The organism is Aestuariicoccus sp. MJ-SS9 (assembly GCF_032586235.1).
Taxonomy (GTDB): Bacteria; Pseudomonadota; Alphaproteobacteria; order Rhodobacterales; family Rhodobacteraceae; genus Aestuariicoccus.
This window is the reverse complement of sequence record NZ_JAWHTD010000001.1, coordinates 85,159-105,761: the sequence shown is the minus strand read 5'-3', so window position 1 is coordinate 105,761 and position 20,603 is coordinate 85,159. Positions and strand designations below refer to the sequence as shown.

General features: G+C 65.8%; 20 protein-coding genes. 5 read left to right on the top strand and 15 right to left on the bottom strand.

Translation table 11 applies throughout. The features are described 5' to 3' along the window. The first annotated feature begins 2 nt into the window (after positions 1 to 2). From RXV88_RS00510 to RXV88_RS00495, 4 genes are all read left to right on the top strand, one after another. Positions 3 to 965, top strand: a complete 963-nt coding sequence (locus tag RXV88_RS00510) for a glycine betaine ABC transporter substrate-binding protein (RefSeq protein ID WP_316289723.1) — start codon at positions 3 to 5, stop codon at positions 963 to 965. A gap of 75 nt (positions 966 to 1,040) precedes the next feature. Then, positions 1,041 to 2,096 carry a glycine betaine/L-proline ABC transporter ATP-binding protein gene (locus tag RXV88_RS00505; protein WP_316289722.1) on the top strand — a complete coding sequence of 352 codons (1,056 nt, stop codon included), beginning with the start codon at positions 1,041 to 1,043 and terminating at the stop codon, positions 2,094 to 2,096. Then, entirely contained in the window at positions 2,093 to 3,634 is a 1,542-nt protein-coding gene (locus RXV88_RS00500; RefSeq protein ID WP_316289721.1) for an ABC transporter permease subunit, read from the top strand. Before RXV88_RS00505 ends, RXV88_RS00500 begins: the two co-directional genes overlap by 4 nt. After that, positions 3,631 to 4,350, top strand: a complete 720-nt coding sequence (locus RXV88_RS00495; RefSeq protein ID WP_316289720.1) for an alpha/beta hydrolase — start codon at positions 3,631 to 3,633, stop codon at positions 4,348 to 4,350. The genes RXV88_RS00500 and RXV88_RS00495 overlap by 4 nt, the downstream gene beginning before the upstream one ends. 5 nt (positions 4,351 to 4,355) lie before the next feature. Here the strand turns inward: RXV88_RS00495 and RXV88_RS00490 are convergent, their stop codons facing one another. The 7 genes from RXV88_RS00490 to RXV88_RS00460 all read right to left on the bottom strand — a co-directional run bounded on the left by RXV88_RS00490 (position 4,356) and on the right by RXV88_RS00460 (position 10,332). Further along, positions 4,356 to 4,694 (bottom strand): RidA family protein, encoded by a 339-nt coding sequence (locus tag RXV88_RS00490; RefSeq protein ID WP_316289719.1) that lies wholly within the window; start codon positions 4,692 to 4,694, stop codon positions 4,356 to 4,358. A gap of 10 nt (positions 4,695 to 4,704) precedes the next feature. Further along, the gene (locus tag RXV88_RS00485) at positions 4,705 to 6,099 is read right to left on the bottom strand and encodes an FAD/NAD(P)-binding oxidoreductase (protein ID WP_316289718.1); all 1,395 of its coding nucleotides are present in this window, start codon (positions 6,097 to 6,099) and stop codon (positions 4,705 to 4,707) included. After that, positions 6,086 to 6,391: a (2Fe-2S)-binding protein gene (locus RXV88_RS00480; protein WP_316289717.1), complete on the bottom strand. Its 306-nt coding sequence runs from the start codon at positions 6,389 to 6,391 to the stop codon at positions 6,086 to 6,088. The genes RXV88_RS00485 and RXV88_RS00480 overlap by 14 nt, the downstream gene beginning before the upstream one ends. Continuing rightward, positions 6,366 to 7,466, bottom strand: coding sequence for an FAD-dependent oxidoreductase (locus RXV88_RS00475; RefSeq protein ID WP_316289716.1), 1,101 nt, complete (start codon positions 7,464 to 7,466; stop codon positions 6,366 to 6,368). Before RXV88_RS00475 ends, RXV88_RS00480 begins: the two co-directional genes overlap by 26 nt. A gap of 69 nt (positions 7,467 to 7,535) precedes the next feature. Continuing rightward, on the bottom strand, positions 7,536 to 8,528 hold the full coding sequence (gene dctP, locus RXV88_RS00470) for a TRAP transporter substrate-binding protein DctP (protein WP_316289715.1): 993 nt from the start codon (positions 8,526 to 8,528) through the stop codon (positions 7,536 to 7,538). A 38-nt stretch (positions 8,529 to 8,566) separates the two neighbouring features. Then, positions 8,567 to 9,865, bottom strand: a complete 1,299-nt coding sequence (locus RXV88_RS00465) for a TRAP transporter large permease (RefSeq protein ID WP_316289714.1) — start codon at positions 9,863 to 9,865, stop codon at positions 8,567 to 8,569. Further along, a complete protein-coding gene (locus RXV88_RS00460) occupies positions 9,862 to 10,332 on the bottom strand; it encodes a TRAP transporter small permease (protein ID WP_316289713.1) in 471 nt (156 codons plus the stop codon). Before RXV88_RS00460 ends, RXV88_RS00465 begins: the two co-directional genes overlap by 4 nt. Positions 10,333 to 10,445: 113 nt before the next feature. Between RXV88_RS00460 and RXV88_RS00455 the strand changes: the two genes are divergently transcribed. Beyond that, a complete protein-coding gene (locus RXV88_RS00455) occupies positions 10,446 to 11,381 on the top strand; it encodes a LysR family transcriptional regulator (RefSeq protein WP_316289712.1) in 936 nt (311 codons plus the stop codon). Between the two features lie 12 nt (positions 11,382 to 11,393). Here the strand turns inward: RXV88_RS00455 and gph are convergent, their stop codons facing one another. The 8 genes from gph to RXV88_RS00415 all read right to left on the bottom strand — a co-directional run bounded on the left by gph (position 11,394) and on the right by RXV88_RS00415 (position 20,535). Continuing rightward, positions 11,394 to 12,056, bottom strand: coding sequence for a phosphoglycolate phosphatase (gph, locus tag RXV88_RS00450; RefSeq protein ID WP_316289711.1), 663 nt, complete (start codon positions 12,054 to 12,056; stop codon positions 11,394 to 11,396). After that, positions 12,053 to 12,607, bottom strand: a complete 555-nt coding sequence (locus RXV88_RS00445; RefSeq protein WP_316289710.1) for a thioredoxin family protein — start codon at positions 12,605 to 12,607, stop codon at positions 12,053 to 12,055. The genes gph and RXV88_RS00445 overlap by 4 nt, the downstream gene beginning before the upstream one ends. A 384-nt stretch (positions 12,608 to 12,991) precedes the next feature. After that, the gene (gene nagA, locus RXV88_RS00440) at positions 12,992 to 14,116 is read right to left on the bottom strand and encodes an N-acetylglucosamine-6-phosphate deacetylase (protein WP_316289709.1); all 1,125 of its coding nucleotides are present in this window, start codon (positions 14,114 to 14,116) and stop codon (positions 12,992 to 12,994) included. Next, the gene (locus RXV88_RS00435; RefSeq protein WP_316289708.1) at positions 14,113 to 15,636 is read right to left on the bottom strand and encodes a class I adenylate-forming enzyme family protein; all 1,524 of its coding nucleotides are present in this window, start codon (positions 15,634 to 15,636) and stop codon (positions 14,113 to 14,115) included. Before RXV88_RS00435 ends, nagA begins: the two co-directional genes overlap by 4 nt. A 6-nt stretch (positions 15,637 to 15,642) precedes the next feature. Next, positions 15,643 to 16,608, bottom strand: coding sequence for an ABC transporter permease (locus RXV88_RS00430; protein WP_316289707.1), 966 nt, complete (start codon positions 16,606 to 16,608; stop codon positions 15,643 to 15,645). After that, positions 16,608 to 17,702 carry an ABC transporter permease gene (locus RXV88_RS00425; protein ID WP_316289706.1) on the bottom strand — a complete coding sequence of 365 codons (1,095 nt, stop codon included), beginning with the start codon at positions 17,700 to 17,702 and terminating at the stop codon, positions 16,608 to 16,610. The genes RXV88_RS00430 and RXV88_RS00425 overlap by 1 nt, the downstream gene beginning before the upstream one ends. A gap of 86 nt (positions 17,703 to 17,788) precedes the next feature. Continuing rightward, positions 17,789 to 19,387 (bottom strand): ABC transporter ATP-binding protein, encoded by a 1,599-nt coding sequence (locus RXV88_RS00420; RefSeq protein ID WP_316289705.1) that lies wholly within the window; start codon positions 19,385 to 19,387, stop codon positions 17,789 to 17,791. A gap of 143 nt (positions 19,388 to 19,530) precedes the next feature. Continuing rightward, positions 19,531 to 20,535 (bottom strand): BMP family ABC transporter substrate-binding protein, encoded by a 1,005-nt coding sequence (locus RXV88_RS00415; protein ID WP_316289704.1) that lies wholly within the window; start codon positions 20,533 to 20,535, stop codon positions 19,531 to 19,533. Positions 20,536 to 20,603 lie beyond the last annotated feature (68 nt).

Below are 20,603 nucleotides of genomic sequence, written 5' to 3'. Positions count from 1 at the left end.
TCATGAAAACCAAACTGAAATCCCTTGGACTTGCCGCGGCGGTCAGCGCCTTCGCGCTGCCGGCTTTCGCCGAAGAGGTCAAGATCGGCGTGCCGTCCTGGACCGGCGCGCAGGCCATCGCTCATGTACTGGGCGAGATCGTGACCAGCCGCATCGGCGGGCAGGTCGAATACGTCCCCGGCAACAACGCGACGATTTTCCAGGCCATGGACCAGGGTAAGGGCGACATCGACGTGCACCCCGATGTGTGGCTGCCCAACCAGGAAAGCTTTACCAAGGAATATGTCGACGGCAAGGGTACCGTGACGCTCTCGTCGAACCCCTACGAAGGCAACCAGGGCTTTTGCGTCAGCAAGAATTTCGGCGAAGCCAACAACATCACCGACATCACCGATCTGGGTCGGCCCGACGTGGCGGCGCTGATGGACAGCGACGGCGACGGCAAGGGCGAGATGTGGATCGGCGCGCCGGGCTGGGCCTCGGCCAACGTGAACGAGGTCAAGGTGCGCGACTATGGCCTCTTGGACTTCATCGAACCCATCCGCGCCGAAGAGGCGGTCAAGACCGCGCGCATCAAGGACAGCATCGCCAAGGACGAGGGCTACGCCTTCTACTGCTACACGCCGCACGCGGTTTGGTACATGTTCGACGTCATGATGCTGACCGAGCCGACCTACGACCCGGAAAAGTACGTCATGGTGCAGCCCTCGGACGATCCGGACTGGTACAACAAGTCGATGGTCGCCAGCAAGGACGCGCTGAAAGAGGTGCAGATCGCGTGGTCGAACTCGCTGGTGGACCGCTCGCCCGCAATCGCCGAGTTCTTCACCAACTTCGCGCTGACCGCCGACGACGTCAGCAGCCTGGCATATGAGATCAGCGCCCAGGACCGCGATCCGGCAGACGTTGCCAAGGAATGGGTCGAGGCCAATTCCGATCGCGTCGATGCGATGCTGGGCCTCTGATCCGGCACTTATGACAAAGGGGCGGCTCCGGTTGCGACCGGGCCGCCCCGCCTGAACCAGGCAGGGCGGGGAAAGATGAACGCAGAAACCGTTATTGAAATCTCGAATGTCTGGAAGATTTTCGGCGCGCGGCCTGAACAGGCCCTGCGCGCGATCCGGGACAGGGGCCTGTCCAAGGCCGAGGTTCTGGCCGAATTCAACTCGGTGGTGGGCGTCGCCGATGTCAGCCTGCACGTGAACCGGGGCGAGATTTTCTGCATCATGGGCCTGTCGGGCAGCGGGAAATCGACGCTGGTGCGCCATTTCAACCGGCTGCTCGAACCCACCGATGGCAAGATCGAGATCGAGGGCACCGACGTGATGGCGCTGGGGCCGAGAGAGCTTCAGCGCTTCCGCAACCAGAAGATCGGCATGGTGTTCCAGAACTTCGCCCTGATGCCGCACCGTTCGGTTCTGGACAACGTGGCGATGCCGCTGGAAATCCGCCAGGTGGCCAAGAACGAACGGATGCGCCAGGCCGCCGCCATCCTCGACATCGTTGAACTGGGCGCATGGGGCGCAAAATATGCACATGAGCTGTCGGGCGGGATGCAGCAGCGTGTGGGGCTCGCCCGCGCGCTGGCGGCCAACCCCGACGTTCTGCTGATGGACGAGCCCTTCTCGGCGCTCGACCCGCTGATCCGGCGGCAGTTGCAGGACGAATTCATCCGCCTGTCGAAGATCCTGAAGAAAACGACCGTCTTCATCACCCACGATCTGGACGAGGCGGTGCGCATCGGCGACCGCATCGCGATCATGCGGGACGGCAAGGTGGTTCAGGTCGGCACTGCCGAAGACATCGTGATGCACCCCGCCGACGATTACGTGGCCGACTTCGTCGCGGGTATCTCGCGGCTGAAGGTGGTGCATGCCCATGCGGTCATGCAGCCCATCGACGCCTATCTGGCCGCCCACGGCCCGATCCCGTCCGATGCCCCCCGGGTGAACGGGGCCGAAACGCTGAGCAATCTCATCAATATGGCCATCGACGACGAAAACGCCATCCTCGTCGAGGATGATGGCGCGGATGTCGGTGTCATCACCCGCGCCGATCTCTTGCGGACGGTCATCGAAGGGACAGAAGTATCATGAGAGACGAGAACCTGAACCCGCTGGAAGACACCGAAAGCGACGCCGCGCTGGCCTATGCCGAAGAGCGGCGCGAGAACATCCGCACCTTCGTGCGCACCAGCCCCGAGTATTACATTCGCAATTTCGACCGCATCGGCGCCTCGGCCCGGTTCACGCCCACGTTCAACCTTATGGCCGGTCTCTTTGGGCCGGTCTGGTTCGGGGCGCGCGGGCTCTGGTCCTGGGCGCTGCCGTTTCTGATCCTCGAGGCGCTGGCGTTGGTGCAGATCGCGCGCGGGCTCTTCGGCGATCTGGCCGCCGACGCCATGGCGCGGATCGAATCCATCGAAGGCACGCTGGAGCTGCGCCGCCAGCAGCTGGCCGCCGCCATCGAAAGCGGGTCTGACAGGGTCGACGCCTTTCAACGCGCGGTCGACGGGCTGGAGGCCAATATCGGCGGTATCCGCGCCGAGGCCGAAGCTCTGGCCGCCACCGGCCCGACCATCGCGCTGACGGGTCTGGCGATCCTCATTCTGGCCAAGGCCGCGCAGGCCACCACCGCCAACTGGGCGCTCGAGGCGCGCTTTTCCGACTGGCTGTCGGATCGCTCGATCCGGTCGGGTATGCCGGTGTCTCAGATCGTGTTCAGCGCGGTTTTCATGGGGCTGCTCGTCGCGGCGGCGATGGTGCACTACAGCTTCCCCGACCGCTTCGCCCTGCTCACCGATTTTCCCACCGACCCGGACATCCGCCTGACCAGCATCGACTGGGTCGAGGCCTTCTTCAACTGGGCGGTGCTGAACGGCGAGGCGCTTTTCGACGGCATCACCTATTGCATCCGGCTGGTGCTGGACGCGCTGGAGCTGGTGTTCGTCAGCACCCCGTGGATCGTGATCGCGTCGCTGATCATCCTGCTGACATGGCTGACGGCGGGGGTGCGCATGGCGATCTATTCCGGCGCGTTCCTGGCCTACATGGGGCTGCTGGGGTTCTGGGAAAAGGCGATGACGACGCTGGCGCTCTTGGGCACGGCGGCGTGTCTGTCGATCCTGATCGGCATTCCGCTGGGGATGTTCGCCGCCCGCCGTCCGCGCTTTTACGCGGCGATCCAGCCGATCATGGATTTCATGCAGACCATGCCCGCCTTCGTCTTCATGATCCCGGTGATCGCCTTCTTCGGCACGGGCAAGCCCGCCGCCGTGGTCACCACAATGATCTTCGGCGGCACGCCGGTGGTGCGCCTGACCGTGCTGGGCCTGCGCGGCGTGCCGGAATCGGTGCGCGAGGCGGCGATCAGTTTCGGGGCGAACAAATGGTATCTGTTGACCAAGGTCGACCTGCCGCTTGCCTCACCGTCGATCCGGGCCGGGATCAACCAGACGATCATGCTGAGCCTTGCGATGGTCGTGGTCGCGTCGCTGATCGGCGCCAAGGGGCTGGGCGAGGACGTGCTGGAGGCGCTGCAATACGCAAACGTCGGTCAGGGTATCCTCGCGGGCTTCTCGATCCTCTTCTGCGCCATGATCCTTGACCGCATCGTGCAGGGCGGTCGCCGGTGACACCGCTGGTCCTGGTCCATGGTTTCATGGGCGGGAGCGATCAATGGGCGTTGCAGGCGCCGCTCGCCGAGGGGCGCGATCTGGTCCGCGTCGATCTGCCGGGCTTTGGCCGGGGCGCGGATCTACCGCCCATCGACAGCATCCCCGGCTTCGCTGCCTGGGTGCTGGAGGAAGTCACCCGCCAAGGCGTGGACCGCTTCGACCTGATGGGCCATTCCATGGGCGGCATGATCGTACAAGAGATGATCCGCCAGGCCCCCGGCCGCGTCGCGCGGCTGATCCTCTACGGCACCGGCGCAGTGGGCGTTCTGCCTGGCCGGTTCGAACCCATCGAGACCTCGATGCAGCGCACGCGCGACGATGGACCGGCCTCCACCGCACGCCGTATCGCCGCCACCTGGTTCCTGCAGCGGGAGGCCGCCGCCCAATATCAGGCCTGCGCCGCCATCGCCGAAAAGTCCGGTCTGCCCGCGATCCTTGCTGGGCTGGCGGCGATGCGCGACTGGTCGGGCGTGGATCACCTGCCGCAGATCGCGTCAGAGACGCTGTTGATCTGGGGAGACGGCGACCGCACCTATCAATGGTCGCAGGTCGAAACGCTTTGGCGCACGATCCCGCGCTGCCAGCTGGCGGTCGTGCCGGGCTGCGCCCATGCGGTGCACATGGAACGGCCCGACATCTTCAACCGTCTGGTCAAAGGCTTTCTGGACAGCTGAAGCCCTTAGCAGGCCGCCGTCACGATAATCTCGACCTTGAGCTCGGGCCGCGCCAGCTTGGCCTCGCCGCAGGCGCGGGCCGGGGCGTGGCCCTCGGGCACCCAAGCGTCCCAGACAGCGTTCATCTCGGCGAAATCGGCCATGTCGGCCAGCCAGATCACCGCCTGCAGCATCTGCTCGCGCGACGATCCCGCCTTGTCCAGCAGCGCCTCGACCCGCGAGAGGCAGTCGCGGGTTTGTTCGGCCACGGTCGCGCCGTCGCCCACTTGTCCGCAGAGATACGCCACGCCATTGTGCTTGACGATCTTGCTCATCCGCTTGCCGGTGTCGATGCGTTCGATCATGCCTGTGCTCCTATTCGGCGGCGTCCTGGGCCGCTGTGTCCATGGCCGCCAGCTCGCCCAGCGTGACGGGTTTGAGCGGCGGGCGGATGCGGTAATATCCCGTCTGATCCGGCGTCTGCACGTTCGCCTCTGCCAGTAATGCGGTGACCGTCAGACCGCAATAGCGGCCCTGACACGGCCCCATGCCGGGCCGGCCAAAGGCCTTGGTCTGGTTGGGGCCGAGGCAGCCCAGTTTCGCATAGCCGCGGATGTCGCCCGCCGTGACCTCTTCGCAGCGGCAGACGATGGTGGCGTCGGCGGGGGACAGGGCCTGCGCATACGGCGGATAGGCGGTGTCGAGGAACGGCCGGATCGCGCCTTCGCTGACCCGCGCGCGCAGCAGTGGCGCGGCCAGCGCGTCGCGTTGCGCTTGCGTCAGCCGGCCCAGATCGCAGGCCACGCCAAGAGCGGCGATCCTGCCCGCGACCTCGGCAACCTTCGCCCCGCCAATCCCTGCGCCGTCACCGGCGATATAGACGCCCTCGGCATCCGTTGCGCCCCACGCGTCGACCTGGGGCGCAAAGCAATGTTGCGTCTCGTCCCAGCGATGAGTCACCCCGACCGACCGCGCCGCCTGAGTGTTGGGCACGACGCCGTGATGCAAAAGCACCGTATCGCAGGCGAGGCTGTGCGCCCTGCCCCCGGCGCGGAAGGTCACCGCCTCGGCGCGAGCGCTGCCCGATACGGCGATGTCAGTCGCGTCGGTGTAGCGGGGCACCCCGGCGCGGACGATCTCGGCCAGCATCCTCAGCCCCTTGGCCAGATAGGGCCAGCCACGTACGGCACCGGCCCAGTGCCGCGCGGCGCGCACCAGATCGCCGCGCGTCTGGGTTTCGACCAGCGCCAGCGGTGGCGTGCCCGCCCGCACCATCTGCGCCGCGATTAGGTAGAGCAGCGGCCCGCTGCCCACCAGCACCGCCCGCCGCGCCAGCACGCCCGATTGCTTCAGCAGGATCTGCGCGGCCCCCGCCGTCATCACACCAGGAAGCGTCCAGCCGGGCACCGGCATCGGACGCTCCAGCGCGCCGGTGGCAAGAACGATCCGGTCGCCGGTCACCTGCGCGCCTTTGCCGTCGCGGGTGTAGGATACGCGAAAGCCGTCCTCGATGGCCCAGACCACCGCGCCGGCGATGTGGTCGATCCCAGGGGCCTTCAGCCCGGCGGTCAGGGTCGCGCCGTGGGTGTAATCCTGCCCCAGAATGTCGCCGCGTTTCGCCGCTGCCCGGTCCACATCGCGATAGATCTGTCCGCCGGGACGCGGCTGTTCGTCGAGCAGCGTCACCGACAGCCCATGCCCCGCCGCCGTCGCCGCGGCGGCCATGCCGGCGGGTCCGGCGCCGATGACGATCAGGTCACTCTGGGTCATCCGTCGGCTCCTCATGCGGGCGGGCGATGCGCAGACCCTCGGTCACCTCGATCATGCAGGCCTGACGGACCACGCCGTCGATCTCGACCAGACATTCGAAACAGGCCCCCATCATGCAATAGGGTGCGCGCGGCGCGCCCGATACGGGCGTGTGCCGGAACACCCCGACCCCAGCCGCCAGCAAGGCGGCGGCGAGGTTCGCGCCCTCGGGCAGGTCGAAAGGCCTCCCGTCGAAATGCACGCGCACGCGCGGGCCTTGGTCGAGTTCAAGAAACGGCGAAGCGGTCTTCACTGAACACCTCCAGATCCGGGGCGGCCTCGGTCCGTTCCAGCCAGTCGGGCAGGTAGCGGGCATGGGCCGCGGCCAGCGTGATGCCGCTGTGGCAGGTCACCAGATAGGCCCCCGGCATGTCGCGGCTTTCCTGATAGATCGGCAGCCCGTCCGGCGACAGCACCCGCAGCGCGCCCCAACTGCGCACCAGCTGCGCGCGGGCCAGTGCGGGATAGGCGGCGATCGCCTCGGCGGCGAGGCCCGACAAACCCGGCTGGGTCACGCGGTCGTCAAGGCCCACCTCTTCGTTGGTAGCGCCGATCTGGATGCCGCCCTCGTCCACCTGCCGCGCAATGAGCGAGGGGCGATTGATCATCTTCGGCAGTTTCTCTGTGATCAGCACCTGCCCGCGCTGCGGCCGGACAGGCGCCTTGAAGCCCAGCTTCGGCCCCAGCGTCGCAGCGCCCAGCCCGGCGGACAGAACCACCTTGGCCGCGCCGATGGTGGAGCCGTCGCTGCAGCGGATCACGAAGCCGTCGGGCTTGGTCACCTCGGTGACGGTCTTGCCGTTCAGCACAACCCCGCCCATCCGGCGCACGTCATCGGCCAGCGCCTTCAGCAGTTTCAGCGGGTTCGCGTGGCCGTCCTGGTGATGCAGGATCGCGCCGACGACCTTGGGGCCGATATGCGGCTCTTCCTTGCGCAGGGCGTTGTGGCCCAGCACCTCGTAGGGGTAATCGCCATCCAGCTGCGCCTTGAGCACCTCGTATTTCTCGACCGTGGCCTGCAGGGTCTCTTCCGAGAAATGCAGGTCATAGCCGCCCTTCTGTTCCAGCGGCACTGACTGCCCGGTGTTGTGGCCCAGCTCGGCGGCGAAGTCGGCCCAGATCGCGGCGGATTGCTGCGACCAGCGGGCATAGCGCGGCTGCTTCATGCCCTTGGACTGAACCCAGACAAGCCCGAAATTGCCGCGGCTGGCGCGGAACGAGCCATCGTCGCCGTCGATCAGCGTGACGCGCTTGCCGCGTTTCAAAAGCCCCCAGGCCACGGAAAGGCCCACGACACCGCCGCCGACGATTGCATAATCCGCGTCCATCGCACTGTCCTCTCCTTGGGCTGGAGGTTTCGGGTGCGGGGCGGCGGTGACCCGCCGCCCCGGGTGAAATTACTTGCCGATCTGGTCGAGAATGCCCTGGCCCCATTCGGCGCCGACGTCTTCCAGAACGATCGGCCAGACCGTTTCGCGGACCTTGGCGGCCATGGCAGCCAGCTGATCGTCGGTCAGCTGGACCACGTTGGTGCCCAGCTCGTCGGCCAGACGCTGTTCCCACTTGCCCTGATCCGCTTCGGCCACGGTCCAGCGCTGCGCTTCGAAATCGGCGGCAGCGGCCTTGAGCGCCTCCTGATCTTCAGCGTCAAGCTCGGCCAGCGAGCCGTTCGAGATGATCATGTACCACACTTCGAAATGGGTGTTGGCAGGGATGTAGGCCTTGGTCACGTCGCGGAAAGAGGCGTAGTAGCCTTCGGCGCCCGACCCGATCACGCCGTCCACGACGCCGGTCTGGATCGCGGTGAACGCCTCGGAGAACGGGATCGGCGACGGGATGTAGCCCAGCGCCTCGCCGGTCAGCTGGAACGACTTGATGCCGGGCACGCGCACCTTGATGCCGTTGGACTGGCTGGGGTCGCCCGGGTTCACCGGATCGGTGTTCAGCGAGATGCCCCCGAAATAGACCGGATAGGCGGCCAGCATGGTGATGTCCTGCTCAGCATAAAGCCCGGCTATCACGTCGCGCACCGGGCCGTCGGGGCCATAGATCGCGCGGGCGTCGGCCCAGCTGTTCGCCAGATAGGGGAACGAACTGATCTGCATCCGGCGGTCGGCAGCGGTGGCGGCGGGCTGGGTGGCCATGTCGATGGCGCCGACGCTCACGCGTTCCTGCACCGTGGTGTAATCGCCTAGCGCCGAGGCCGGAAAGATATTGATGGTGACGTCGCCGCCGGTGGCCTCGGCCACCTTGCCGGCGAAGGCGCGCAGTTCCACGTCGATGGTGGCGTCCTGCGGGCGGACGTGGCTCATCTTGAGCTCGGCCGCGCTTGCGACGCTGGCGATGGCCATCAGGGCGGCGGCGGCGGTGCCTGTCAGAAAGTGTTTCATGGGTGGTGTCCTCCGTTGGATGTGGAAAGGGGTTGCGGTCAGTAGCCGAACAGTCTCGGCAAAAAGAGCGACAGGTCGGGCCAGAGCGAGGTCAGGAAGACCACCGGCACATAGCCTGTCACGATGAGGATCATGGCGGGCGGGATCACCTTGGTGACCTTCACATTGCCGATCCGCGCGCCGAGATAGAGGATCGAGGCATAGGGCGGCGTGACACCCCCCATGGCCGTGTTGACCCCCATGATCGCGGCGAATTGCACCGGGCTGACACCGATGGCGTTCATCAGCGGCAGCAGCAGCGGGGCGATCAGGATGATCGCGGTCACGTCGTTGACAACCATGCCCACCAGGAAGAGCAGGATGTTGATCATGATCAGCAGCAGGACCTTGTTCTCGGTGATGCCGAAGATCGCGCTGACCAGCTGCTGCGGGATGCTTTCGTAGACGTACATCTGGCCCAGGATCATCGAAAAGAGGATCATTACCATGATCGCGCCCACGGCGGTCGCGGCCTCTTTGCCAGCCGAAAGGAAGTTGTCCCACCGCAGGCCCTTGTAGATCAGAAAGCCAACCGGGATCGCATAGATCACCGACAGGGCCGCGGCCTCGGTCGGGGTCATGATCCCGCCATAGATGCCGCCCAGGATCATCACCGGCATCAGCAGCGCCGGGAAGGCGTTGATGCCGCGCTTGGTGACCTCGCTGGTCAGCTCGCTGAAGGTGGGCTTGTCGTCGAGATGCAGGTCGAACTTGCGGCTCATCCACAGGTTCACCACCGAAAAGTTGAACATGATCAGCAGGCCGGGCCCCAGCGTCGCCAGGAAACAGGCCAGGATCGAGGTGTCGGTCACCCAGCCGTAGACGATCATCGTCACGGACGGCGGGATCAGCAGGCCCAGGATCGACGAGTTGGCGATCAGCGCGGTGGCGTATTCGCGGGGATAGCCACGCTTTTCCATTTCCGGGATCAGCAGCGGGCCGATGGCCGCGATGCCGGTCAGGCCCGAGCCCGAGATCGCCCCGATCACCGCGCAACTGACCGCCGCCACGACGCCAAGCCCGCCGCGCACATGGCCGATGAAGGCATTGACGAAACGCAAAAGCGACGCCGCGATCCCGCTTTCGGACATGATCGTCCCCGCCAGCACAAAGAGCGGAATGGCCAGCAGAACCGGGTTGCCCAACTGCTGGAACCCCCAGAGCATCATCCCCTTCATCGTCACGTCGCCGATGAAATACATCACCATCAGCGCCGCCCCGAAGCAGTAGGGCAATGGCACCCCAAGTGTCAGCGTCAGAACCAGTACGGCAATGGCCAGAAGCGCGATCTCGATCATTGGGCCGTCTCCCCGGCAAGCTTGCGCACGTGGCCCCAGAGGTGCCAGGCGGTGTAAATCATCATCAGCGCCATACCGATCACCAGCGCGACGTCGGAATAGAAGGTCGGGATGTAGAGGGTCGGGCTTTCCTTCCAGACCCGCCAGGCATAGCGCGTGTAATCCCAGGCCCAGGACAGCAGCCACAGGCCCACGATCAGGCTGATGATCTCGCCTATGATGGCGAGGATCGTGTGCTGCCGGTCGGTGGTCAGCCAGATCTCCAGAACGTTCGCGCGGATATGCGTGTTCTCGCGCGAGGCGTTGACGGCGCCCAGCATGTAAAGCCAGACCGTCGGATAGAGCATCGTCTCCTCCAGCCCCATCACGGGCACCTGAAGGACGTAGCGCGTGATCACCTGCACGAACTGGCCAAGGGCGACGATGCCGATCAGCCCGGTCAGCAGATATTTCGAAAACGTGTCCATGATCCCCCCTTCCGCCGGTTATGGGCGTTGGTGAAGAAAGGATCGCTGGACAAGCACCATAAAATCAATTTGATAATATCTTTAAACCCATCAACTGAGTTTATGGATTTGATATGAACCTCTCGGTCCGTCAGCTTGTCACCTTCGTCGAAGTCATGCGCAGCGGCTCGATCAGCCAGGCCGCGCGGACGGTGGGGCGCACGCAGCCCGCCGTCAGCACCATGATCGCCACGCTCGAGGACGAGTTGGGCTTTGCGCTTTTTCTGCGCGAACACGGCAAGCTGACGCCGACCCCCGAAGCGCGGTTCTTTCTGGAAGAGGCCGAGGCCGTGCTGGCGCGGCTGGACCGCACAAAGGAAACGCTGGCGCGCATCGGCACGCTGGAAACCGGCAAGCTGCGCATCGCCTGTCACCCCGCCGCCTCGGGGTTCTTCATGCCGCGGCTGCTGACGCAATTCGCCCGCGACAAGCCGGGGATCGAGCTGGCGCTCATCATGCGGTCATCCGGGGTGGTCGAGGATCTGATCGCCTCGCAGCAATACGACATCGGCTTTGCCGAAACCCCGGCCCCGCGCGCCTCGATCAACCAGACGGATTTCGCGCTGGATTGCGTCTGCGTGCTGGCCAAGGACGATCCTCTGGCCGCGCGCAAGACGCTGACGCCCGCCGATCTCGACGGCAAGCCTATGGCGATCCTGTTCGAGGATCACACCACCGCCACCCAGACCGAAGCAGCCTTTCATTCAACCGGGCATCGCTTTAACAAGTACCTGGAATTGCGCACCTTTCTGCCGGGTCTGCAATTCGTGGCCGAGGGGCTGTGCTATATGGTCTGCGACATGATCACGGCCTACAGCTATCTCGTGCAGAACCCTGCGAACCCGGCCCTGACGCTGCGCCGCTTTCGGCCCCGGATCACCAGCGGCGTCTCGATTCTGACGCCGGGCTATGCCACGCAATCGCTGGCCGCGCGGGCCTTTATCGCCGATCTTGAAAGCGGTCTTCAGAAGATGCAGCAGGAGGTCGCAAAGAGCTTGGCCAGGGCCTGACCCGTGCCTGCGTCAGCCGGCGCTCACCGCGTTCTGCGCGACCCACGCGGGCAGGTCGTCGAAGGCGTCGAAGGCAAAGTGGTGGCGCAGCGCCTCGACCGGGGTCTTGCGATAGCCCCGGGTAAACAGAGCAAAGCTTACCCCGGCGTTTTCGGCCGTGGCGGCGTCCACCTCGCTGTCGCCGACGTAAAGCCCCGGTTCGGGCGCAAGCGCCTCGAACGCGGCATAGAGCGGGGCCGGGTCGGGCTTCTTGACCGGCAGGCTGTCGCCGCCGATCACCACGTCGAAGAACCGTGCCAGATCCAGCTGATCAAGGATGTCGACCGAAGGCGCGTGCAGCTTGTTGGTGCAAACCCCCAGCCTGTGGCCCGCCGCGCGGAACGCGGTCAGCGCGTCGACCACACCGGGATAGGGCCGCGTCAGATCCGCCGGATGCGCGGTGTAATGGTCGACCATCAGCTGCATCATCCGGGGCTCTGCATCGGCGGGAATGTCCCGCGCCTGCATCACCAGCCGCACCAGATTCGGAATGCCGTTGCCGACGAAGCCGGTCACCGTTGGCATATCCAGCGGCGCCTCGCCGCAATCGGCCAGCATCCGGTTCACGGCGGCGTGGATGTCGGGCGCGCTGTGCACCAGCGTGCCGTCGAGATCGAAGACGATGGTCTTGGTCATGTCACTTTCCATTTGATCGAACATCCCATCGAAGGGATCTGGTCGCGCGGGCCCCGCCCGGTTTCAGCCACTTGCCGCATCGCTTCATAAAGCTCGCGCGGGGCATCGACGGGCGCGGGATTTCGGCCCGAGCCGTCTAGCCTTCCGCGGTATTGCAGCTCCCCGTCGGCATTGAAGCCAAAGAAATCCGGCGTGCAGGCCGCCCCCCAGGCCCGGGCGACGTCCTGAGAGGCGTCGTGCAGATAGGGAAAAGGGAACCCGCGGTCCAGTGCCAGCCGGGCCATGTTGTCAAAATTGTCGGCGGGATAGGCCTCGGCATCGTTGGAACAGATCGCCGCGACGCCAATGCCCAGGGCCTGAAGATCGCGGGCGTCCCGCTCGATCCGGTCGAGCACGGCCAGCACATAGGGGCAATGGTTGCAGATGAACATGACCAGCGTACCCTTCGGCCCGGCGATGTCGGACAGGGCGTAGACCTTGCCGTCGGTGGCGGGCAGGCGGAATCCCGGCGCGGTCCAGCCGAAATCGCACACGGGGGGAGAGACGGCCATTTGGTGTGCCTTTCCTTGGGTCCGGTGAATGCGGGGCATCCGGTTGGGTGCAGTCATCCACCACGGCGCGCGCGGCGTCAAACGAATTGCCGGGCTTCGGGCGGGTGCTGGTGGGATACGGTTGATGGGTCCTTGCCGGGCGGGGCGACGTTAATGGAACATTCGAAAGCCGCGACCGGCGCCTGCCCGTGGGGTGGCGCTGCTTGATCCGTTCTGTGCGCTTTATCCCAGCCAAGTCATTGCACCGAACGAACGACGCGCTTTGCCCAGCCAAAGCGCCAGCCCGCCGGGACGGGCAGGCGCTGGTCGCGGCGGGCTTCGCCCTTGAATCCGCGACTCGTGCTGCGATGAATATCGCGCCTCGTTTCGTCCCGAACCTCGCCCTCATAATGACGCGACCGCGCCCTCCGGCGGCCAGTGGATCGCCCGAAGCCTTTGCCCGCGCTCGAACCGCCCGAATCCCGGCGCATCGCGCAAAAGACCTGTCGGACCCGAGGTCGCCATCGCCAAGGCCTCAGCCATAGGTACGCCGACCGGCCCGGTCGTCACCCCGATGGCCTGCGTCATGGTCAGATCGGCCCCGGCCAACGTGCCGTCCTCCAGCGTCAGGCGGCCACCAGCCCGGCGGATGCGCCGTCCGTTCAGCGTAAACGAGGCGTCGTCCGTCCCCAGCGGCGCCATCGCATCGGTCAACAGAAAGGGCCGACCCGGCCCGCGATTGGCCCGCAGCGCCAGCCGCAGGCTAACGGGATGCACATGGATACCATCGGCGATCAGCCCAGCCGCCACCGCGCCGTGATCCAGCGCCGCGCCGACCAGACCGGGGGCGCGGCTGGTCAGGGGACTCATGGCATTGAAAAGATGCGTGGCGCAGCGCGCGCCCGCCCCGAAAGCGGCCATGGCGGTTTCGTAATCGCAATCGCTGTGGCCCAGCGACACCAGCGCGCCCGCCTCCGCCAGGGCTGCGATCTGCGCAAGGCTCGCGGCCTCCGGCGCGACGGTGACCATGAGGTTGGGCAGATCGCGCGCCGCTGCGCAAAGCTCTTGCAGATCGCTGTCCTGCATCGGCCGGATCAGCGCGGCCTCATGTGCGCCCTTGCGCGCGCGCGACAGATGCGGGCCTTCCAGATGCAGGCCAAGGATACCGGGGACACCCGCCGCCAGCGCCTCGCGCACGGCACGGATCGCCTGCGTGGTGCGCTCGGGCGTGTCGGTGATCAGCGTCGGCAGTATGCCCAGCGTCCCGGTGCCCGCGTGGGCCTCGGCAATGCGGCGGAGCCCTGCGATGTCGGTCGCGTCGTTGAACATCACCCCGCCCCCGCCGTTCACCTGCAGATCGACGAAACCCGGCAGAACCATGCCCTCAAGCCGCTGACAGGCGTAACCCTCGGGCACATCCGACACCGGAACGACCCCGGCGCAGATCCCGCTTTCCGACAGGACCGCATGGTCCGTCAGCAGGTTTTGCCCGTCAAAGACCCGCGCGGCGGCATAGGCGATGCGGGTCATTCCCCACCTCCGGCCAGCCGGTCCCGCAGCGCGGTCTTGAGGATCTTGCCGTAATTGTTCTTGGGCAGGTCGTCGACAAAGACATAGGCCTTGGGCCGCTTGAACCGCGCGATCCGGTCGAGGCAAAGCGCGTCCAGCGCGGCGGCGTCGACGCTGCCCGGATCGGCGGCGATAAAGGCTACCACCTCTTCGCCCCATTCGGGGTGGGCGCGGCCCAGCACGGCGGCCTCGCGCACGGCGGAATGCGACAGAAGCACCTCTTCGACCTCGCGCGGGTAGATGTTCGACCCACCCGAGATGATCATGTCCTTGGCGCGGTCCTGCAGCGTCAGATAGCCCTCGGCGTCCAGCACCCCCATGTCGCCGGTCATCAGCCAGCCCTGCCGCAGCGTGTCCTGCGTGGCGTTGGGGTTGCGCCAGTAACCCGCCATCACGGTCGCGCCCTTCACGGCGATCTCGCCGCTGGTGCCGGGCGGCACCGGCTGGCCCTCGGCATCGACGACCGCCACCTCGACCGCGCTTTGCGCGCGGCCCACGGAATTCAGCCTGTCGCGCCAGCGCGGGTGGTCGCGGTCCGCCACATCTTCGCGGCAGAGCGCGGTGATCCCCATCGGACATTCACCCTGCCCATAGATCTGCACGAACCGCGGCCCCATGGTGGCCACGGCGTCGAGGATATCGGCCTCGTACATCGGCCCGCCCGCATAGACGATCGTGCGCAACCCGTCGCCGTCCAACCCGGCGCGCCGTGCCGCGTCGACCAGACGACGCACCATGGTGGGGGCCGCGAACATCGACACCGGGCCGATCCTGGGGGCCAGTGCCAACACCTCGGCAGCGTCGAACCCGCCGCTTTCGGGGATCACATGGCGCGCGCCCCGGATCACGTGCATAAAGTTATAAAGCCCCGCCCCATGCGACATCGGCGCTGCATAGAGGATCGCATCCTCGGCCCGCACCTCGTCGACATCGGCGAAATAGCAAAGCGTCATCGACTGAAGATTGCCCGCGGTGATCATCACACCTTTGGGCCGCCCCGTGGTGCCAGAGGTGTAGAAGAGCCAGGCCAGATCCTTTGGCCCCATGGCCATCGGCGGCGCGTCCGACGCGGTCGCCTGCAGGGCGGCCCAGTCCGGCGTTCCGGTTGCGACGACGGCAAGGTCCCCGGGCAGGACCGAGGAGAGCGCCCCGGCATGGGGTTCGTCGGCGATGACCAGCGCAGCCTGGGCATTGGCGATGATCCATGCGGCCTCTTTGGCGTGAAGTTTGGCATTGATCGGAACGGCGGCGGCCCCGGCCCACCAGATGCCGTAGAGCGCGATCAGATACTCCGGCGCGTTCTGCATGAAGACCGCCACGCGGTCACCCGGGCCGATACCCCGCTGGCGCAGGCCATTTCCCAGCGCGGCAGCCATGGCCGCGAAACCCGCGTAATCGGCTGTGACCCTCTCACCGACCAGCAGCGCCGGACGCTCGGGCCAGCGCTGCGCGGTGCGGTGCAGCCAGACGGCGGGGTTCATCTCCCCCTAGCGCTCCTTCACATAGGGTTCGCCACCGGCGCGCGGCGGGATCGCCTTGCCGACAAAGCCCGCCAGGATCACGACGGTCAGGATATAGGGCAGCACGTCCATCACCTGCACCGGGATCACAAAACCACCCAGGTCGATGTTCTGATAGCGCAGCGCCACCGCCTGCAGGAAGCCGAAGAGCAGGCAGGCGTAAAGCGCGTACCACGGCCGCCACTTGGCAAAGATCAGCGCGGCCAGAGCGATATAGCCACGGCCCGCGGTCATCTCGCGGACAAAGCCCGCCTGCAGCCCGGTCGCCAGATAGGCCCCCGCCAGCCCGCAGAGCACGCCGGTAATGACCAGCGCGGAAAAGCGCAGGCCTACGACCGAAACGCCAGCGGTATCCACCGCCTCGGGCGCTTCGCCCACGGCGCGCAGGCGCAGGCCGTAACGCGTGCGGAACAGGACCCACCATGTCAAAGGCACCGCCAGAAAGGCGACATAGACAAGGATCGAATGGCCCGAAATCAGGTCGGCATAGATCGGCCCCAGCACCGGCACAGGGCGCAGCGTCTCGGCCAGCGGAAGCGTCAAGCCCTCGAACCGGCCGCCCGTCATCAGCGATGGCGTGCGCCCGCCCTGCCCGAACCAGACCTGCGCCACCAGAACCGTCACGCCACTGGCTAGGAAATTCAGCGCCACGCCGGAAATCAGCTGGTTGCCGCGAAACGTGATCGAGGCCAGCCCGTGGATGCCCGACAAGGCCAGCGACGCGGCTATGCCCGCCAGCATCCCCAGCCAGACCGACCCAGTCGAAAACGCGACCGCCGCGGAGAAGAAGGCGGCGATCAGCATCTTGCCTTCCAGCCCGATGTCGATGATGCCCGAGCGCTCTGAAAAGAGCCCCGCAAGGCAGGCCAGCAACAGCGGTGTCGCCAGCCGGATGGTGCTGTCCAGAACCTGGATAATCGTGTCGAGATCCATCACGCCCCCTTCCGGCGCAGGGCCATGAACAGCTTTTGCAACGGCATCCGCACCATGTTGTCCAGCGCCCCGGTGAAGAGGATCACCAACGCCTGAATGACCACGATCAGCTCGCGCGGGATGTCCGTCCAGAGCGCCAGCTCGGCCCCGCCCTGATAGAGGAAGCCGAAGAGGATCGCCGCAAGCAGCACGCCCAGCGGATGCGACCGCCCCATCAGCGCCACGGCGATCCCGATGAAGCCGGCGCCCTCGGTGGCGTTCATGACCAGCCGCTCGGCCTCGCCCATTGTGGTGTTGAGCGCCATCAGCCCCGCCAGCCCGCCGGAAATCAGCATGGCCACGACCGTGATGCGCACAGGGCTGATACCGGCATACCTGGCGGCGGTTTCGGAATTGCCGAAGGCGCGGATCTCGTATCCCAGCCGGGTGCGCCAGATCAGCACCCAGACCGCCAGGCAGGCCGCCAGAGCGATGAAGAAACTGACATTCGCGGGCGAGCCTCGGAACAGGGCGGTTTCGGCGGTGGAAAACATCTGCTGAAAGGTCGGCAGATGGGTGGCTTCGGGGAACTTGGCCGTTGCCGGGTCCATCGCGCCGGCTGGCCGCAGGAGGTTGACCAGAACGTAGTTCAACACGGCCGCGGCGATGAAGTTGAACATGATCGTGGTGATCACAATGTGGCTGCCACGCTTGGCCTGCAGATAGGCCGGGATCAACGCCCAGGCCGCACCGAAAAGCCCCGCCGCCAGCGTCGCGCCGATCAGCGCGATGGACCAATGCGGCCAAGGGATGAAAAGACAGACCAGCGCCACCCCCAGACCGCCGATCATCGCCTGCCCCTCGCCGCCGATATTGAACATGCGGGCATGGAAGGCAACGGCGACCGCGAGGCCGGTGAAGATGAAATTGGTGGCGTAGTAGAGCGTATACCCCCAGCCCGACGAGCGCATCAGCGCCCCATCGACCATTAGCCAGAAGGCCTGAGACGGCGACTCGCCGATCGCCAGGATCACCAGCGCCGACAGGATCGCCGCAAGAAACAGCGAAATGAGCGGGACGAGGATGGCATCGGCCCAGGCGGGCATCCTATCCATGCCGCGGCTCCTCTGCCCCGGGCGTGGAATTTTGCCAAAATTCCGGTCCGTTTTCCGTCACGGAAAACGGGTCCCTTGGCTGGCGTTCAGACATGCCGCGCCTCCCGTTCCTCTTTGGCCGTCAGTTTTTCGTCGACGGCTTCGATCAATGGCTTGTCGGGCGTTTCCGTCATCCCGGCCATCAACAGGCCAAGTTCGGTCTGATCGGTCTTGGCGGGATCGCGTTCGCCCATGATCTGACCGTCGAACATCACCGCGATGCGGTCCGAGAGCGACAGGATCTCGTCCAGTTCCACCGACACCAGCAAGACCGCCTTGCCTGCATCGCGCAAGGTGACGATCTGTTGGTGAATGAATTCGATCGCGCCGATGTCCACGCCCCGGGTCGGCTGACCAACCAGCAGGATGTCCGGGTTGCGCTCGATCTCGCGGGCCAGAACGATCTTCTGCTGGTTGCCGCCAGAGAAGTTGCGCGCCGCCAGGTTCGGATTCGGCGGGCGCACGTCGAAACGTTGCATCTTGGCCGCCGCCTCGGTGCGGATGGCGGCATTGTCCATCAGCAGCCCGTCGCCTGTCGCCGCCGCGTCGCGGTGATAGCCGAAGACCGAGTTTTCCCAGGCGGAATATTCCATGATCAGACCTTCGTGCTGGCGGTCCTCCGGCACATGGGCGATGCCGCGCGCGCGGCGTGACTGGCCATCGGAATGGTGCCCGCTCAGGTCGATCTCTTCTCCGTTCACCCGGATCGTTCCGGTGGCGCTGGCATAGCCGCCCAGCACCTCGAGCAGTTCGGACTGGCCGTTTCCGGCGACACCCGCAATGCCCACGATCTCGCCCGCGCGCACGTCGAGCGATATCCCGCGGAGCCGCACGACCCCCTTGTCGTCGGTCAGCTTCAGGTTCTCGATTTCGAGCACGGTCTTGCCCGGATTGGCGGGTGCCTTGTCCACCCGCAAAAGCACTTTACGCCCCACCATCAGCTCGGCCAGCTGCTCGGGCGAGGTGTCGGCCGTCCGGACCGTCGCGGTCATCTCGCCGCGCCGCATCACGCTGACGGTGTCGGTGATATCCATGATTTCGCGCAGTTTGTGGGTGATCAGGATAATCGTCTTGCCCTCGGCCCGCAGGTTGTCGAGGATCCGGAACAGGTGGTCGGCCTCGGCCGGGGTCAGCACCCCGGTGGGTTCGTCGAGGATCAGGATATCCGCCTGCCGGTAGAGCGCCTTGAGGATTTCGACCCGCTGCTGGTGCCCGACGCTGAGGTTCTCGACCAGCGCGTCGGGATCGACCGCCAGTTCATATTCCTCGGCCAGCTGTTTCAGAACCCCGCGCGCGCGGTTCAGGCTGGGCTTAAGCAGACCGCCGTCCTCGGCCCCGAGGATGACATTCTCCAGAACAGTGAAATTCTGCACCAGCTTGAAATGCTGGAATACCATGCCGATGCCCGCCGCGATCGCGGCCTGGCTATCGGGGATCTCGTTCCGGCTGCCGTTGATGAAGACCTCGCCCGCATCGGCCTTGTAGAAGCCATAGAGGATCGACATCAGCGTCGATTTTCCGGCGCCGTTTTCGCCAATGATGCCGTGGATCGTGCCGGGCATCACCCGGATCCAGATGTCCTTGTTGGCCTGCACCGGGCCGAAGGCTTTGGATATGCCTTTGAGTTCGATGGCGGGATGGGTCATGTCACGCCCTGACTGCGCTGGATCGGGGGCCGCTCATCCGCCCGCTGGGCGTCTTCGCGAGGAAAGGCCGCAAGGGCTTGACGAGCTGCCCGTTGCGGAAAGCGGGGCCGCGCGGTGCGGCCCCGCCTTTGTCTTCAGACGGTTCAGAACGTCAGTGCCGGGCAGCTGTCGTCGCTGGTGTAGTCGTGCACCGCCAGGTCGCCGGCGATGATCATTTCGCGCGCCTCGTCGACGGCCGACTGCATATCGCCGGTCACCAGGCTGGCGTTGTTGTCGTCCAGCGCGTAGCCCACGCCCTCTTCAGCGAGGCCCAGCACCTTGACGCCGGTCTCCAGATCGGCGCCCGCGGTCATCGCTTCCTCGACCGCCACGTCGACCCGCTTGAGCATCGAGGTCAGCACCTTGCCGGGATGCAGATAGTTCTGGTTGCTATCCACGCCGATCGACAGGATATCCTCGTCCGCCGCGGTCTGCAGCACGCCCAGACCGGTGCCGCCGGCGGCGGCAAAGATCACATCCGCACCCTGGCTGATCTGCGCCTTGGCCAGTTCCGACCCTTTCACCGGGTCGTTCCAGGCCGCCGGTGTGGTGCCGGTCATGTTCGAGATCACTGTGACGTCGGGGTTCACCGCCTTGGCGCCCTGCGCGTAGCCGCAGGCGAATTTGCGGATCAGCGGGATGTCCATACCGCCGACAAAACCCACGGTCCCGCTTTCAGAGGCCATGGCCGCCAGCTTGCCTACCAGGTAGCTGCCCTGATGTTCCGAGAACAGGACCGACAGAACGTTGGGATGCTCGCCCGGATCGACATAACCGTCGATGGTCACGAACTTGGTGTCGGGATAATCGGCCGCCACCGCCGCGATGGGCGAGGACATGGAAAAGCCCGTGGTGACAACCGGGTTGAACCCGGCTTCTGCAAAGCGGCGCAGGGCCTGCTCGCGCTGCGCCTCGGATTGCAGCTCGATGTCGCGATAGCTGCCGCCGGTGGCCGCGGCCCAGCGCTCGGCGCCGTTGAAAGCGGCCTCGTTGAAGCTCTTGTCGAATTTGCCGCCCAGATCGTAGATCAGGGCCGGATCGGCCAGAGCGGCCCCGGCGGTCAGCGCCAGCGACGCGGCTGCGCCGAGAAATTTGGTCATGAGGGTCATCAAAAGGCTCCCAGATGGTAAAGGCGACGGGTCGTTCGCCCGCCGCTCGTTTGCAGATCATGCTGATC